Source organism: Rhodopseudomonas sp. G2_2311, from assembly GCF_047501505.1.
In the GTDB taxonomy this organism is placed as follows: Bacteria; Pseudomonadota; Alphaproteobacteria; order Rhizobiales; family Xanthobacteraceae; genus Rhodopseudomonas; species Rhodopseudomonas palustris_H.
The window spans coordinates 1-14,473 of record NZ_JAZDRK010000004.1 but is presented as its reverse complement, the minus strand read 5'-3'; the positions used below and the strand labels follow the sequence as shown (position 1 = coordinate 14,473).

Sequence of the window (14,473 nt, the reverse complement as noted above, 5' to 3'; positions counted from 1 at the left end):
GCACAACAATCTCGAGATTCCGGGTGCGCTCACTTCGTGAGCGCCCCGGAATGACGGGTGAGAAACGAACGTTTGCGGAGAAGACCGATCAGTCCGCCGGCACGCCGGCGCGGACGCGTTTCTTGCGGGTGTCGCGTTCGTCGTGGATCACGGCGATGACTTTGCCGACCGGCATGCCGAGCGCCTGCAGAACGGTGGAGGCGATCTCGAAGCTGGCTTCGAGGACTTCGCGGATCACCTCGGTGGCGCCAAGGGTGAACAGCCGCGCGGCGTGATCGGCATCGCGGGCGCGGACGATCACCGGCAGATCGGCGCGCTCGGCGCGGGCCGCGGCGACGACGTGCTCGGCGGCCGCGGCGTCGTGCATCGTCACCACCACAGCGGGCGCGTCGCCGAGCCCGCATTTGCGCAGGAAGGCGCGCTGGGTGGCGTCGCCATACACCACATTGACGCCGGCCTTGCGGGCGCGGGCGACCGCTTCGGGATCGACATCGATGCCGATGAACGGCTTGCCCTGCTTGTTCAGGATGTCGCCGACGATGCGGCCGACGCGGCCGTAGCCGACCAGGATGATGCGCGGCGTGTCGCCCGGCGTCGGATCGGTGTGGCCGGCCGCGACCGCCACTGCCTTGCGGGCACGCGCGCTGGCCTTGCGGCTGAGCCGCGCCAGATACGGCGTCAGCATCATGGTGCCCGACGACACCAGCAGCATGAACTGCTCGACCTCGCGGGTGACGAGGCCACTGGAGCTGGCCAGTCCGAGCACCAGGAAGGCGAATTCGCCGCCACCGGCGAGCAGCAGGCTGGCCTCGGCGATCACCGGCCGCGACAGCCGGAACAGCCAGGTGAGGCCGGCGATCACCACCGCCTTCAGCGCCGTCATGCCGATCACCGAGGTGGCGACCATCGCTGGATAGCGCGCGACCTCCGCCAGATCGATCCGCATCCCGACCGAGATGAAGAACAGCCCGAGCAGCATGCCCTTGAACGGCTCAATATCGACTTCGACCTGGCGGCGGAATTCGGTCTCGGCGAGCACCAGGCCTGCGAGAAAGGCGCCGAGCGCCATCGACAGTCCGGCGACGTGGGTGACCAGCGAGGTGCCGACCACGACGAACAGGATCGTCGCCATGAACAGTTCGCGGTTGTGGGTCGAGGCGACCAGGCGGAACAGCCGGCGTAGCACCAGCCGGCCGAAGCCGATGATCAGAAGGATCGCGGCGGCCGCCTGAACCAGCGCCATGCCGAGACCGAGCCACACCGCGCCGGTGCTGGTGGCGCTGCCGCCCGCCGCATCGCCGGCGGCTTTGCCGAACACCACGATCAGAAATAGGATCGGCACCACCGCGAGATCCTGCGCCAGCAGCACCGCGAAGATGCTGCGGCCGGCGACGGTGGCGAGCCGCTTCTGCTCGGCGAGAAGCTGCAGCACGATCGCGGTCGACGACAGCGCCAGACAGGCACCGATCACCAGGCTCGATTCCACGGTGTTGCCGAAGATCAGCGCGATGCCGCTGATCGCAGCGGTGGTCAGCACCACTTGCGACATGCCAAGGCCGAATACCAGCCGCCGCATCGTCCAGAGCCGGTCGAACGACAGTTCGAGGCCGATGGTGAACAGCAGGAAGGCGACGCCGAGTTCGGCGAGCCGGTCGACCGCATCCTGCGAGGTGATGGTAACGTAACTGAGCCAGGGCAGGTCGGCGCCGATCCGGCCGAGGCTGTGTGGGCCGAGCACCAGCCCGGCGACCAGAAAGCCGAGCACCGGGCTGACGCGAAACCGCGTCATCACCGGGATCAATACGCCTGCGGTCCCGAGAAACACCAAGGCTTCCCGGTAAACTCCGACATCGTTTTCGACTGACATCGTTCCTTCAATCACGTGAGGTAGCGGAGGGCGACGACATCGATCAAATCGTCGCAGGGCTGCGGCAATAGATCGCGATTCTGCACTTCGGCCCAAGCGGTTCCCTGGCGCCAGCGTGCACTGCGGCGATCGGTAGCCGCCGCTCGGGTGGACGGTCGCGGCGTCATGCCGCACAACGGAACGATGGAGCACAACACCCCACTGATTTCCACCATCGTGGCCGGCTTGGTGCTGGCATTTGCCTTCGGTGTCGCGGCCCAGCGGCTGAAAATCTCGCCGCTGGTCGGTTATCTGCTCGCCGGCGTTGTGATCGGCCCGTTCACCCCCGGCTATGTGGCCGATCAGAGCCTCGCCAACGAGCTCGCCGAGATCGGCGTGATCCTGCTGATGTTCGGCGTCGGGCTGCATTTCTCATTGAAGGATCTGCTCGAAGTCCGGGCGATCGCGATTCCCGGCGCAGTGGTGCAGATCGGCGCCGCAACCGTGCTGGGCGCCGGGCTCGGCCATGCGTTGGGCTGGCCGTTCGGCGCCGGCCTGGTGTTCGGTCTGGCGCTGTCGGTCGCGAGTACCGTGGTGCTGCTCCGCGCGCTGCAGGAGCGCCGGCTGGTCGACAGCGAGCGCGGCCGGATCGCGGTCGGCTGGCTGATCGTCGAAGACATCGCGATGGTGCTGACGCTGGTGCTGTTGCCCGCGGTCGCCGGCCTGCTCAAGGGCGAGGCGACCACCGCCAATTGGCAGACGGTGCTGTGGCCGGTGGCGCTGACGCTCGGCAAGGTGTTCGCCTTCATGGTGTTCATGCTGGTGGTCGGCCGCCGCATCATTCCGTGGATGCTGCACTATGTGGCGCACACCGGCTCGCGCGAGCTGTTTCGTCTCGCAGTGCTGGCGATCTCGCTCGGCGTCGCGTTCGGCGCAGCGGTGCTGTTCGACGTATCGCTCGCGCTGGGCGCATTCTTCGCCGGCATGATCCTGTCGGAGTCCGAACTCAGCCATCGCGCCGCCAACGAAACGCTGCCGCTGCGCGACGCGTTCGCGGTGCTGTTCTTCGTCTCCGTCGGCATGCTGGTCGATCCCGGCATCGTGGCGCGCGAGCCGCTGCCGCTCTTGGTCACCGTGTTGATCATCGTGTTCGGCAAATCGATCGCCGCGTTCTTCATCGTGCGGCTGTTCGGCCATCCCAACATGACCGCGCTGACGATCTCCGCGTCGCTAGCCCAGATCGGCGAGTTCTCGTTCATTCTCGCCGGGCTCGGCGTCGCGCTCGGGCTGATGCCGGAGCGTGGCCGCGATCTGGTGCTGGCCGGCGCGATCATTTCGATCATGCTCAATCCCGTGATGTTCGTGCTGCTCGACCGCTTCAGCGCCAAGGTCGCTGCGGCCGCGGAAGCCGCCAAGCAGGCCGCGAAGGAGGCTGCGGCCGCTGCAATGCCGGCGCAGCCGCGCGGCCACATCGTGCTAGTCGGGCACGGCAGGGTCGGCTCCAATGTCAGCGCCGCGCTGCGCCGTTCCGGCGCCGATATACTGGTGATCGAGAACGACGACGAGCGGGTAGCGCGGCTGCAGCGCGAAGGCTTCACGGCGATCAACGGCAATGCCGCTGCGCAGGAGATCCTCGACGAGGCCGAGATCGCGCAGGCACACGGTCTCCTCGTGGCGATCCCCAATGCGTTCGAAGGCGGTCAGATCGTCGCCAAGGCGCGCGCGGTCAATCCCGGCCTGCTGATCATCGCCCGCGCGCATTCGGCCGAGGAAGTCATCCATCTGCGCAGCAACGGCGCCAATCTGGTGATCATGGGCGAAGACGAAATCGCCCGCGCCATGATCGCGCGCCTCGGCGTCGATGCCATCAGCAGCGATGCGGCCGCCAGCCCGATCACCAGCGCTACGGCACCGGCTTCGGCCGGTGCTGCGGCTTGATCGAGACGGCTACGCGTACCCGCAGGGCACTCAGCCGTTTCGCCGGCGCCATATCCACAACCACAGCCCGGTCGCGTACAGCGCTGGCAACGCCATGCCGCAGATGAACACGACGGCCTGTCCCAGCAGGCCGAGCCGCAGATCGGCGTGCAGTGGGTTCAACCACTCGCGCCGGAGCGCGGAGTCGGTCTCAACCTTTTCCACCACAGGCGTGGCACATCCCGTTCTGACCTCGACGGTCAGGTCGCTGGGGATCGATGTCGGTGAACGCAACCTGATTTGATAAGCGCCGGCGGGGCCTCGCGGTAGAACCACTCCGACAATCTGCCTGCCGGGCTGAGCCCGCGCCGCAGCGCTCAACGCGCCGCTCAGGTCATTGCCCGCAGCACAGGACGGGGGTGTCGCCTGGGACGTTGGTTTGGCCGGTGCCGGGCCGGACAGTCCCAGCCACTGCGGCTTGATCAGGGCCACTCCGGTTGCCGCCAGCACGAGCATGGGTGCCAGCAAATATGCGGCCGACACGCCATGCCATTCGATGAGATACCGCCGACCGGCAGCCGATGAGCCGATGGAGAATGATCGCCACCATTTTCGCTGCCGCGGCCACCACAGATACACGCCCGACAGGAGCGACAGCGCAAGGCCGATGCCGCACCAAGCGACCACGTCTGCGCCTAGCGAACTCAGCAGCAGCAATCGGCGATGCAGATTCACCACCGCTGCGAACCACGATTGATCGAACGCGAACAGCCCGAGCGGCTCGGCGCTCTGGGGATGCACGAACACCACGCCGAGTTCGCCGGGAGGCAGGCGGCCGAATACGATCGCCGCGTAGCCGGGCAGGAATCCCACGCCCGGCGCGTTGGCTCCCATTACCCTCAGGTCGGGATAGCGCTCGCTCGCCCGCGCGATCCACGTATCGGCGCTGGCGTCCGGCCACCCCGATATGCGAGGTGGTTTGACGATCTCTCGTCCGACTTCAAGTATAAGCAATGGCTCCTTCAGAACCAGCATCGCGCCGCTCGCCCCGATCAGTGCAAAGGCAGCGCCGACGGTGAGGGCGAGCGAAAGGTGCAGCATGCGCCAGATGCGGCGGGCCGACAGCCGCCGCACGGGGCGATCCGGGCGCGTCATCACCGCGACAGCAGCTTCAATGTTCCGTTGCGATAGACGGGCCCTTGTACCTTGCCGCCAGTGACCACGTTGGTCTGATATTGCTGGCTGACACCGTCGAGGTTCTTCGACAGTTCGGCACGAAAGCTGGCAAAACCGGCCGAGTCGATCTGCTTCGGCACCTCACCCTTCGCGAACAGGCGCTGCTTGGCCTCGTCCGGAGCCTGCGCGCGAACTCCGCCGCTGACCATGAGATCGACGATCAAGCGGTCGCCCCGCCACCGAGCAGAGCCGCTGGCGCCGAGTTCGGCGTCGTCGAGCATCAACGAGCCGGCGACCAGATAATCGCCGCTCGGCAGCGCGGTGAAGCCGAGGCGCAAGGTGCCGGTTTCACCGTCCTCCGATCGCCACGCCCAGCGATGCTCGCCGCGATAGGTAACGTTGGTTTGGGTAAGCTCGGGCCGCAGCTCTTGTGCCGAAGCGGGGCACGGCATGGTTGCCGCCCACGCCGCAACGATCGCGGCCCGGGCCACGTAAGTCACGAAGCGCATTGTATCTCTCCTAAAAGCTCACCAACGGTAGCGAAGGCTGGCTATGACCGAGCGGTCGAAGCCGGCGTTGCAGCTCGTGGTGGAGCAGCTCACGTAGTACTGCTTGTTGGTGAGGTTGGTGGCGTTGATGGCGAGCCGCATTCCCTTCAGGTCGCGGTGAAGCTGGCCGAGGTCGTAGTGCAGCGCTGCGTCGAACAGCACGTAGGACGGCACGCCGATGGTGTTGGCGGCATCGGCGAACGTCTCCCCGACGTAGCGGGTTCCGAAGCCGGCGCCGAAGCCGGTCAGTGCTCCACTTTGGAAAGTGTAGTCTCCCCACAACGATGCGGTGTCCGCCGGCAGCCCGGTTGGGCGGTTGCCGAGCTCAACCAGGTTATTGCTCTTCGTCACGGTCAGCTCGGTGTGCGTGTAGGAGGCCACCAGATTGAGGCCTGCGATCGGATTGGCGACGCCCTGCAGTTCGAATCCGCGGGACCGCACCTCGCCGACCTGAAGACGATTGAGCGAGTTGTTCGGATCGGTTGTCTGCACGTTCTCCTGATAGAGGTCGAACACCGACATGGTGACGAAGCTGGTCGCCCCCGCCGGCTGGTACTTGACGCCGATCTCCGCCTGCCGCCCGGTGGTCGGCTTGTACGGCTGCCCGTAGAAGTCGGTGCCGAGCACCGGGCTGAACGAGGTCGAATAGCCGATATAGGGCGCGAGGCCGACGTCGCTGAGATAGACCAGCCCGGCCCGGTAGGTGAACGCTTTGTCGTCCTGCGTCGCAGTCGAGCTCTTGAGGCGGTTATCTGTGGCGGTGTTCGACCAGTCCTGCCGGCCGCCGAGGCTCAGCACCCAGCGTCCGTCGAATTTGATCTGTTGTTGGCCGTAAATGCCGACCTGGTCGGAGGTCTGCCACGTCGAGGCGTTTGGTGTGGCTGCCACGCCGATCGGTTGATCGTAGACGGGATTGAAGATGTCGATCGACGGAGCGCGCCCGCTGTTGAGATAGTAGTCCTCGGTCGAACGGCGATAGTCGACGCCAGCCAGTGACACGAACTGCGTCGAGCCCATCCACCAGTCGGCCTGGATCTGATTGTCAGACGCGTAGGTGTCGCCGACGATGCGGAATTGATACAGCGCACGGTTGAGCGTCCGCTGGTCGGCCGCAAGGCTCATGCCCGACGCAGTGTTGGTCAAAAGGTCGACGTGGCCGTAGCGGAAATTCGACCGCATCGTGAAGGTGTCGTCGAGGTGACGTTCGAACAAGTAGCCGGCCGAATATTGCGTGCGATCGTTGGCGAGCCCGGGCTGGTCGAGGAACTGGTTGCGCGGCAATTGCCCGTTCTTGTTCGGAAGCAGCGTGCCCTGGATCGGAATGTACGGGCGCGGCGGACCAAACTTCTCGTAGCTGTAGTCGGTCAGAATCGTGAGCGTGGTATCGATATCCGGTCGCCAGGTGAACGCCGGCGCGATGAACAGCTTGTCGTCCGGGATCGCCTTGAACTGTGTATTGCTATCCCGCGCCAGTCCGGTCAGCCGGTAGAGAAACTGGCCGTCCTTGTCGATCGGTCCGCTCAGATCGAACTGCCCCTGCAGCCGGTCGAAGCTGCCGCCCTGCAGCATCACTTCGTTAAACGGTGTGTCGAGCGGTCGCTTGGTGATGAGGTTGACCAGGCCGCCCGGTGCGTTCTGACCGTACAGCACCGAGCTCGGCCCGCGCAGGACCTCGACGCGTTCGAGACCATAAGGCTCGGTCTTCGGCCAGGCTTGCGCGGTCGTGCCGCGCAGGCCGTCGCGGAGAATTCCGGTGCTGCTGGCATCGAAACCGCGAATGCTGAACGTGTCGAAACGTTGCGAGATCGCCGGTGTGGTCGTTGCGACGCCGGCCGAGTAACGCAAGGCGTCGGTCACCGACTGAACGTTCTGCGCGTCCATCTGCTGACGATTGATCACCGAGATCGACTGCGGCGTTTCGATCAGCGGCGTGTTGGTCTTGGTCCCCGTCGTGCTGGTGCGCGCCACGTAGCCTGGCCCGTCCGCGGCGCGTGCGGTGCTTGGGCGTGATGTCTGGCGGGGAGGCGCTGCGGGAGCAGCGATCGCGGCCGGCCGTGCGGCGGCCCGCTTCGGCTTGCTGCGCTTCGGTGCGTTGACGACCACCGGAGGCAGCGCGCTCGCCGTCGGGACGGCGGGCGTCGGTGTAGTAGCCTGAGCCCGTGCATCCTCGATGACGGCGCCGACCAACAGCAGCGCGCTCATCGGCAACGAGGCGGCGAGTCTGCTGCCTCGGCGTATCGCGAGCTGTCGTGAATTGTGTAGTTCGGTGCAGCGCCGCTGTGTTGTCATCTTGATATTCCTCCAGGACGCGGCACAGAAGCGTGACTGTGAGGAATGCGACAAGTCGTCGGACTTTTGATTTCCGGACGAATTCTTAAGATTACAAAGGTTCTACGTCGGCGGTGGGATCAGGCGTGCGCGCAATGGAATTACAGCAGGTCGCGCGGAGAAACCCCGAAGCGCTTTCTGAAAACTGCCGAGAAGTAAGCGGGCGTGTAGCCGACGCGATGCGCGGCCTCCGAGACGTTGGTGGCGCCGCTCGACAGCAGCCGATACGCTTCGTTCAAACGTGCGTCTTGCAGGAAATCGTTCACGGTGGTCCCGAACGCCGCCTGGAAACCGTCCGTCAGCTTGCGGGTGTTCAATCCCACCGCCGCGGCCAATGCCGGCAAATTCGGTGGAGCCCCGAGCCGCTCCAGGAGGATGGCGCGGGCTTTCTTCAAGCGTTCGACATCGCCAAGTGAAGGTCGCGGGGGCTCGATCGCGGAGTTGGTCTCGATCGCGTCGCAGGCCAAGGCGAGGATCTCGAGTGCCTTGGCGGACAGGAACAGGTCCCGCGCTGCGCCGACGAAGGGGCAAACTTCGAGCTGCGTGCACAGCGCCTGCAGCGCGCGGGGCGCCGCGATGTGTTGCAGGCTGGGCCGATCGATCGGGATCAGTGACGCCAACGGATCGGTTGCGGACTCGGCCTTGCTGCCGGGTTCAAGGGCCGCCTTGACCATCACGTAATGCAGTGGCTCGTCGGCGCTCACCATCTGCCGACCGCAGGCATCGGCTGGCGAGCGGATGACGCAGACCCTGGGGCCGGCGATGCTGAACTCGCCGTTGCAACCGTCGATCTGTGCCCGCATCGCGCCGCGCAGGATGACGACCACTTTGGTGCCGTGATGCAGCTGTTCGTCGACCCAATCCCCGTCGGGCTGTTGCAGAACGCCGCTGGCCAGATCGAGCTGCGAGATCGCGCCCGTCCACCTGTGCTCCAAAGTCATGCTTCCGCCGTTGAACACCACTGGTGACAATGAGCAGCACTATGACACCGAAGTCCGACGACGACACCGCTACGCGCGGCGCGGAGTCGAGAAAAGCTCGAAGTTCGCTGTGCGGAATGAAATGCCAGCTGCGTCAGGGTCGAGAAGCGGCCTACGCCGGCAGCGAGCGCGGTCCGAACAGAATCACGCTCATGCCGACCAGGCAGATCGCGGCTCCGATCACGTCCCAATGGTCGGGACGATTACCTTCGACCGCCCAGCCCCAGGCCAGCGCACTGGCGATGTAGATGCCGCCATAGGCCGCGTAGGCACGGCCGGCCAGCGGACTGTCGGCCAGCGTCAGCAAGTAAGCGAACAGCGCCAGGGCGAGCATGCCGGGGATCAGCCACAGCGGCGATTTGTCGAGCCGTAGCCACGCCCAGAACGCGAAGCACCCGGCGATCTCCATCAGCGCAGCGGCGCAGAAGGTCAGCAGTGACGTCATGAGCGTGGCCGTGGCTTTCTGTGAGTCTGCGAGAGGTTGATGCGGCGAACTTTAAACCGATCGGCGCAGCAAAGAAAAAGGCGCGGGAAGCGATCCCGCGCCTTTCGTTCGTTCAGTTGGCGCGCTGATTAGGCGGCCTTGGCGTCCATCGCCTTGTGCAGGTTCTGCGCGACCTTGTCGAGGAAGCCCTCGGTCGACAGCCAGCGCTGATCGGCGCCGACCAGGAGCGCGAGGTCCTTGGTCATGAAGCCGGCTTCGACGGTCTGGACGCAGACCTTCTCCAGCGTGTCGGCGAAGCGGGCGAGTTCTTCGTTGGAGTCGAGCTTGGCACGATGCGCGAGGCCGCGGGTCCAGGCGAAGATCGAGGCGATCGAGTTGGTCGACGTCGCCTTGCCCTTCTGGTGTTCGCGATAGTGCCGGGTGACGGTGCCGTGCGCGGCTTCGGCTTCCACCGTCTTGCCGTCCGGAGTCATCAGCACCGAGGTCATCAGGCCGAGCGAGCCGTAGCCCTGCGCCACGGTGTCGGACTGCACGTCGCCGTCGTAGTTCTTACAGGCCCAGACGTAGCCGCCCGACCACTTCAGCGCCGATGCGACCATGTCGTCGATCAGGCGGTGCTCGTAGGTCAGGCCCTTGGCGTCGTACTCGGCCTTGAACTCGTTGTCGAAGATCTCCTGGAAGATGTCTTTGAAGCGACCGTCGTACACCTTCATAATGGTGTTCTTGGTCGACAGGTAGACCGGATAGTTGCGGATCAGGCCGTAGTTCAGCGAGGCGCGGGCGAAATCCTTGATCGACTCGTCGAGGTTGTACATCGACATCGCGACGCCGGCGCCGGGCGCCTTGAAGACTTCGCGCTCGATCACCGAGCCGTCTTCGCCGACGAACTTCATCGTCAGCGTGCCCGGGCCCGGGAACTTGATGTCGGTCGCGCGATACTGATCGCCGTAAGCGTGACGGCCGATCACGATCGGCTTGGTCCAGCCCGGCACCAGGCGTGGCACGTTGTTGCAGATGATCGGTTCGCGGAAGATCACGCCGCCGAGGATGTTGCGGATGGTGCCGTTCGGCGACTTCCACATGCTCTTGAGGCCGAATTCCTTCACCCGCGCTTCGTCCGGAGTGATGGTGGCGCACTTCACGCCGACGCCGACCTGCTTGATCGCATTCGCCGCATCGATGGTGACCTGGTCGTCGGTCGCGTCGCGGTGCTCCATCCCGAGGTCGAAATACATCAACTCGACATCAAGGAACGGGGTGATGAGCTTGTCCTTGATCATCTGCCAGATGATACGGGTCATCTCGTCACCGTCGAGTTCCACGACGGGATTGTTCACCTTGATTTTCGCCATGCGGGATCGGGCCTTCTTGTGATTCTGCGCTTAAAGGGGCGGGAATTGGACTAAAGCCGCGCCCGCTATAGCACCGCGCCGGACGGGCCGAAAGGCGATTGCGGAAGCAATTTGGACGGATTCGCAGCGCGGCTCCGCATGGCTCGGCAACGCCGCGATCGCAAGGCGTGCCGCGACCGGAAGCGGGTAGGGCGTGCGCTGTGTCAAGCGTACTTCACAGCGGTTCAAACCGGCCGGCAAATCCACTATTTGCTTGAGAAATCGCCGCCGCCTTGGCAACGGAAAGGCGCGGCGGTCGCCGGCGTCCGGCCCGCCCCGCCGCGGCTTCCCCCGATCCTCCCGCGCCGCCTCGGATCACTCCGAGGGCGCCCGTTTTTGAAAGACCTGCCCATGTCCGGCTCCGGCACCGACCGATCCAAGCCCCCGGCCGCGCTCGACGGCCCGGTGGTGATTCTGGTCGAGCCCCAATTGGGCGAAAACATCGGGATGTGCGCCCGCGCGATGGGCAATTTCGGGCTGACCCGGCTGCGGCTGGTGAAGCCGCGTGACGGCTGGCCGAACATTGCCGCCCAGCGCTCCGCCGCCGGCGCCGACCACATCCTGAACGCGGTCGAGCTGTTCGACAGCGTCGCCGACGCGGTGAAGGACTGTACGCTGCTGTTCGCCACCACCGCGCGCGCCCACGATCAGGCCAAGCCGGTGCGCGGGCCGGAAGCCGCCGCGCAGGAGATCGTCGCCGAGACCGTGTCGGGCGGCACCACCGGCATCATGTTCGGCCGCGAGCGCCACGGCCTGGAGAACGACGAGGTCGCGCTCGCCAACCGCATCGTCACTTTCCCGGTCAATCCGGCGTTCGCTTCGCTGAACCTCGCCCAGGCGGTGCTGCTGATGGGCTACGAGTGGTTCAAGCACGCCACCCAGAATGCGCTGCCTTACGAGATGCCCGAGCGCAGCCCGCGCGCCTCGCAGCATCAGATCGATGCGTTCTTTTCCAACCTGGTCGCCGAGCTCGACCGCGTCGAATTCCTGCGCCCGCCGGAAAAGCGCGACACCATGCTGGTGAACCTGCGCAACATCTTCACCCGGATGGAGCCGAGCAAGCAGGACATGCACACGCTGCACGGCGTGGTGATGGCGATCGCCGACGGTCGCAAGGGCCCGGCCAAAGGCGGCGTGCTCGATGGCGAGCAGGCGACGCGGCTGAGGGCATTGCTCGCCGAGCGCGCCTCCGGCGGCGCCGAGGCCGATGGCGGCTCGCTGCGCGGGCTGGCGCGGCTGCTCCGCCGCAATCCCACCGACGCCGAGCGGCTCTTATGGGAGAAGCTGCGCACCGACCGCCGCTTCGCCGGCAGTTTCAAGCGCCAGACCCCGGTCGGCCGCCACATCCCGGATTTCGTCTCCTTCACCCGCCGCGTCGCGATCGAGCTGATCAACGACGGTGAGAGCGAGGCGGTCGCCGCCGACCGCGCCGCGCGCAAAGACTGGCTCGAAGAGCGCGACTACCGCGTGGTGTGGGTCGAGGCCGCCGAGGTCACCGCCGACACCGCCGCGGTGCTGGAGCGGCTGGAGACGGCGCTGGCGCAGTAGGCGCCCTTGCGAGGGCGTTTCGCCCGGCATATGCTTTTGGCATATGCCTAAAGGAGGCCGCCCATGACCGATCGGCGCCACGTCCGTCTGTTCCGTAACGGCCGCAATCAGGCCGTTCGCATCCCGGTGGAATTCGAGATGCCGGGTAACGAGGCGATCATGCACCGCGAGGGGGATCGGCTGGTGATCGAGCCGGTCCGCAAACGCGGACTGATCGCTTTGTTGAAATCGATGACGCCGGTCGACGAGCCGTTCCCCGTCATCGAGGATCCCGCGCCGGCCCCGGAGAAGGTGCTGTGACGCGCTATATGCTCGATACCAACATTCTCTCCGATCTGATCCGCAATCCGCACGGCGCTGCAGTTCGCCGCATCGCCGAGGTCGGGGAGGGCAACGTCTGCACGAGTATCTTCGTCGCCGCCGAACTCCGCTACGGCTGTGCCAAGAGCGGGTCGGTCAGATTGACCACGGCCGCGGCCGATCTCCTCGAAGAAATCGACGTCCTGCCGTTCGAGCCGCCCGCCGACGAAGTCTATGGGGCGATCCGCTCATCGCTTGAAGCAGCAGGCACGCCGATCGGCAGCAATGACCTCCTGATCGCAGCTCACGCCAAGTCGCTCGGTGCGACCATCGTCACCGCGAACACGCAGGAGTTTGGTCGCGTGCAGGGTTTGGCAGTCGAGAACTGGCTGGCGTGATCTTTCCGGCAAGCGAGTTGTTTGCGTTCGGCAGGCCCCGTTGACTTGCGACGCGGCGCACGTTCAGCTCGTACCAAGCGGCGGCTCGCCGCAGCACAAGCAACTCGGGAGGGGACATGACAACGACATCGACGATGCGCCGCGCGGGATGGCTTACCGGCCTCGGCCTGCTCGCCGCAGCGCTGGCGACCACTGGCGCGCGCGCCGACGACGTCGGCGGCACCTGGCTGCGCGAGACCGGCGCCTCCAAGGTCAAGTTCGCGCCCTGCGGCGGCGCGGTGTGCGGCACGCTGGTGTGGCTCAAGCCGGGCGTCGAGACCCCCGCCAAGGTTGGCCAGAAGATATTCTTCGACATGAAGCCGACCGGCCCGAATGCCTGGGCCGGCAGTGCCTTCAATCCGGAGGACGGCAAGACCTACACCGGCAAGATGAACCTCTCCGGCAGTACGCTGACCACCCAGGGCTGCGCGATGGGCGGCATGATCTGCAAATCCGCCACCTGGACGCGGGCGAACTGAGTGGAGGAGGCGCGCCAGCAAGGTCAGGTGAGCTTGCCCAAAGTCATCTTGCCTGACGTTCTGCAACGTGGCCTCAGAGTCGTGTTCTGCGGCACCGCCGCCGGCCGTGCGTCGGAGAAGGCGCAAAGCTATTATGCGCACGGCCGGAACAAGTTTTGGAGCGTCCTCAGCGAAACAGGCCTCACCGATCGAAAGCTGGCGCCGCACGAGTTTCGCGAAGTGACGACATTCGGCATCGGCCTGACGGACCTGTGCAAGGATGTGGCCGGAAGCGACCATGAGGTTCGGCCGCGGCCGGAACATCGGGTGGTTCTCAGACGGAAGATCGAAGAGAACCGGCCCGACTTTCTCGCCTTCACCAGTCTGGAAGCTGCGAAGCGGTTCGTCGGTCGCAGGGTCGGCCTCGGGCGTTACGAGGAAAGCATCGGAACGACGTCGATCTATGTGCTGCCATCGACCTCGCCGATGGCGGATTGGAATTGGATGTCGAACAAGATCCACTGGTGGGAGTTTGCCGAACTGGTTCGCGCCTCTTGATCAGGGAGCGCCGTGTCGTTGCGTCAGGTCGCCGTCCGGCGACCGTCAATGGAGTTCAACTTGAGCGTCGCTTTCACCAAGGAAGATAGTGCCGAGACCGCCTCGGAGACCGTGCTGCCGGATCGGCCGATCTCGCCGCATCCGAACCTCGTCACCACAGCGGGCTTGGCGGCGCTGGAGGCGCAGTTAGCCGAGGCGCGCGCCGCGCTCGAAGCCGCTGGTGCGATCGAGGACGTCAACGAGCGCCGCCGCGCCGAAGCCATCCCGTTGCGTGACGCCCGCTACTACGCGGCCAGGGTGCGCAGCGCGCAAGTGATGCCGGATCCTGCCTCGATCGACGAGATCGCGTTCGGCTCCACCGTCACCTTCCGCCGCGCCGACGGCCGCATCCAAACCTACCGCATCGTCGGCGAAGACGAAGCCGATCCGAAGCAGGGCACGATCTCCTTCGTGTCGCCGGTGGCGCGCTTGCTGATGGGCAAGAGCGTCGGCGACGTGGTGGGGAAGGGGACGCAGGAGTTGGAGGTGGTGGGGATTGGGT

General features: G+C 65.6%; 14 protein-coding genes. 7 read left to right on the top strand and 7 right to left on the bottom strand.

Annotated features, from left to right (window positions below; all coding sequences use genetic code 11):
- Nucleotides 1–88 precede the first annotated feature (88 nt).
- Entirely contained in the window at nucleotides 89–1,867 is a 1,779-nt protein-coding gene (locus VRZ08_RS07805) for a cation:proton antiporter (RefSeq protein ID WP_264053114.1), read from the bottom strand.
- A gap of 165 nt (nucleotides 1,868–2,032) precedes the next feature.
- Here VRZ08_RS07805 and ybaL point away from each other — a divergent pair, with 165 nt between their 5' ends.
- Nucleotides 2,033–3,784 carry a YbaL family putative K(+) efflux transporter gene (gene ybaL / locus VRZ08_RS07800; RefSeq protein WP_414532197.1) on the top strand — a complete coding sequence of 584 codons (1,752 nt, stop codon included), beginning with the start codon at nucleotides 2,033–2,035 and terminating at the stop codon, nucleotides 3,782–3,784.
- Nucleotides 3,785–3,814: 30 nt separating this feature from the next.
- On the opposite strand, the gene VRZ08_RS07795 is transcribed toward ybaL, so the two are convergent.
- From VRZ08_RS07795 to VRZ08_RS07770, 6 genes are all read right to left on the bottom strand, one after another.
- Complete coding sequence (locus tag VRZ08_RS07795; protein ID WP_414532196.1) at nucleotides 3,815–4,897, bottom strand: PepSY-associated TM helix domain-containing protein; 1,083 nt, start codon at nucleotides 4,895–4,897, stop codon at nucleotides 3,815–3,817.
- A gap of 20 nt (nucleotides 4,898–4,917) precedes the next feature.
- A complete protein-coding gene (locus VRZ08_RS07790; RefSeq protein WP_414532195.1) occupies nucleotides 4,918–5,448 on the bottom strand; it encodes a hypothetical protein in 531 nt (176 codons plus the stop codon).
- 18 nt (nucleotides 5,449–5,466) lie between these two features.
- Nucleotides 5,467–7,689: a TonB-dependent siderophore receptor gene (locus VRZ08_RS07785; RefSeq protein ID WP_414532194.1), complete on the bottom strand. Its 2,223-nt coding sequence runs from the start codon at nucleotides 7,687–7,689 to the stop codon at nucleotides 5,467–5,469.
- A gap of 227 nt (nucleotides 7,690–7,916) precedes the next feature.
- Nucleotides 7,917–8,777, bottom strand: a complete 861-nt coding sequence (locus tag VRZ08_RS07780; RefSeq protein ID WP_414532447.1) for a helix-turn-helix transcriptional regulator — start codon at nucleotides 8,775–8,777, stop codon at nucleotides 7,917–7,919.
- 130 nt (nucleotides 8,778–8,907) lie between these two features.
- Nucleotides 8,908–9,240 (bottom strand): YnfA family protein, encoded by a 333-nt coding sequence (locus VRZ08_RS07775; RefSeq protein WP_346295369.1) that lies wholly within the window; start codon nucleotides 9,238–9,240, stop codon nucleotides 8,908–8,910.
- 128 nt (nucleotides 9,241–9,368) lie between these two features.
- The gene (locus VRZ08_RS07770) at nucleotides 9,369–10,592 is read right to left on the bottom strand and encodes an NADP-dependent isocitrate dehydrogenase (RefSeq protein WP_414532193.1); all 1,224 of its coding nucleotides are present in this window, start codon (nucleotides 10,590–10,592) and stop codon (nucleotides 9,369–9,371) included.
- Nucleotides 10,593–10,982: 390 nt separating this feature from the next.
- Here VRZ08_RS07770 and VRZ08_RS07765 point away from each other — a divergent pair, with 390 nt between their 5' ends.
- The 6 genes from VRZ08_RS07765 to greA form a co-directional block, all read left to right on the top strand.
- Nucleotides 10,983–12,179 (top strand): TrmJ/YjtD family RNA methyltransferase, encoded by a 1,197-nt coding sequence (locus tag VRZ08_RS07765; protein WP_414532192.1) that lies wholly within the window; start codon nucleotides 10,983–10,985, stop codon nucleotides 12,177–12,179.
- Between the two features lie 63 nt (nucleotides 12,180–12,242).
- On the top strand, nucleotides 12,243–12,479 hold the full coding sequence (locus VRZ08_RS07760; RefSeq protein WP_414532191.1) for an antitoxin: 237 nt from the start codon (nucleotides 12,243–12,245) through the stop codon (nucleotides 12,477–12,479).
- On the top strand, nucleotides 12,476–12,877 hold the full coding sequence (locus VRZ08_RS07755) for a type II toxin-antitoxin system VapC family toxin (RefSeq protein WP_414532190.1): 402 nt from the start codon (nucleotides 12,476–12,478) through the stop codon (nucleotides 12,875–12,877). Before VRZ08_RS07760 ends, VRZ08_RS07755 begins: the two co-directional genes overlap by 4 nt.
- 116 nt (nucleotides 12,878–12,993) lie before the next feature.
- Nucleotides 12,994–13,395, top strand: a complete 402-nt coding sequence (locus tag VRZ08_RS07750) for a DUF2147 domain-containing protein (RefSeq protein WP_107345561.1) — start codon at nucleotides 12,994–12,996, stop codon at nucleotides 13,393–13,395.
- The gene (locus VRZ08_RS07745; protein WP_414532189.1) at nucleotides 13,396–13,932 is read left to right on the top strand and encodes a mismatch-specific DNA-glycosylase; all 537 of its coding nucleotides are present in this window, start codon (nucleotides 13,396–13,398) and stop codon (nucleotides 13,930–13,932) included.
- Between the two features lie 60 nt (nucleotides 13,933–13,992).
- On the top strand, nucleotides 13,993–14,473 hold a 481-nt coding region (greA, locus tag VRZ08_RS07740; RefSeq protein WP_414532188.1), incomplete at its 3' end, for a transcription elongation factor GreA.

What these genes read in the sequence shown, in the direction of transcription:
- VRZ08_RS07805 (WP_264053114.1), bottom strand. Translation starts at nt 1,867, where the DNA reads ATGTCAGTCGAAAACGATGTCGGAGTTTACCGGGAAGCCTTGGTGTTT.
- ybaL (WP_414532197.1), top strand. Translation starts at nt 2,033, where the DNA reads ATGCCGCACAACGGAACGATGGAGCACAACACCCCACTGATTTCCACC.
- VRZ08_RS07790 (WP_414532195.1), bottom strand. Translation starts at nt 5,448, where the DNA reads ATGCGCTTCGTGACTTACGTGGCCCGGGCCGCGATCGTTGCGGCGTGG.
- VRZ08_RS07785 (WP_414532194.1), bottom strand. Translation starts at nt 7,689, where the DNA reads ATGAGCGCGCTGCTGTTGGTCGGCGCCGTCATCGAGGATGCACGGGCT.
- VRZ08_RS07775 (WP_346295369.1), bottom strand. Translation starts at nt 9,240, where the DNA reads ATGACGTCACTGCTGACCTTCTGCGCCGCTGCGCTGATGGAGATCGCC.
- VRZ08_RS07770 (WP_414532193.1), bottom strand. Translation starts at nt 10,592, where the DNA reads ATGGCGAAAATCAAGGTGAACAATCCCGTCGTGGAACTCGACGGTGAC.
- VRZ08_RS07765 (WP_414532192.1), top strand. Translation starts at nt 10,983, where the DNA reads ATGTCCGGCTCCGGCACCGACCGATCCAAGCCCCCGGCCGCGCTCGAC.
- VRZ08_RS07760 (WP_414532191.1), top strand. Translation starts at nt 12,243, where the DNA reads ATGACCGATCGGCGCCACGTCCGTCTGTTCCGTAACGGCCGCAATCAG.
- VRZ08_RS07750 (WP_107345561.1), top strand. Translation starts at nt 12,994, where the DNA reads ATGACAACGACATCGACGATGCGCCGCGCGGGATGGCTTACCGGCCTC.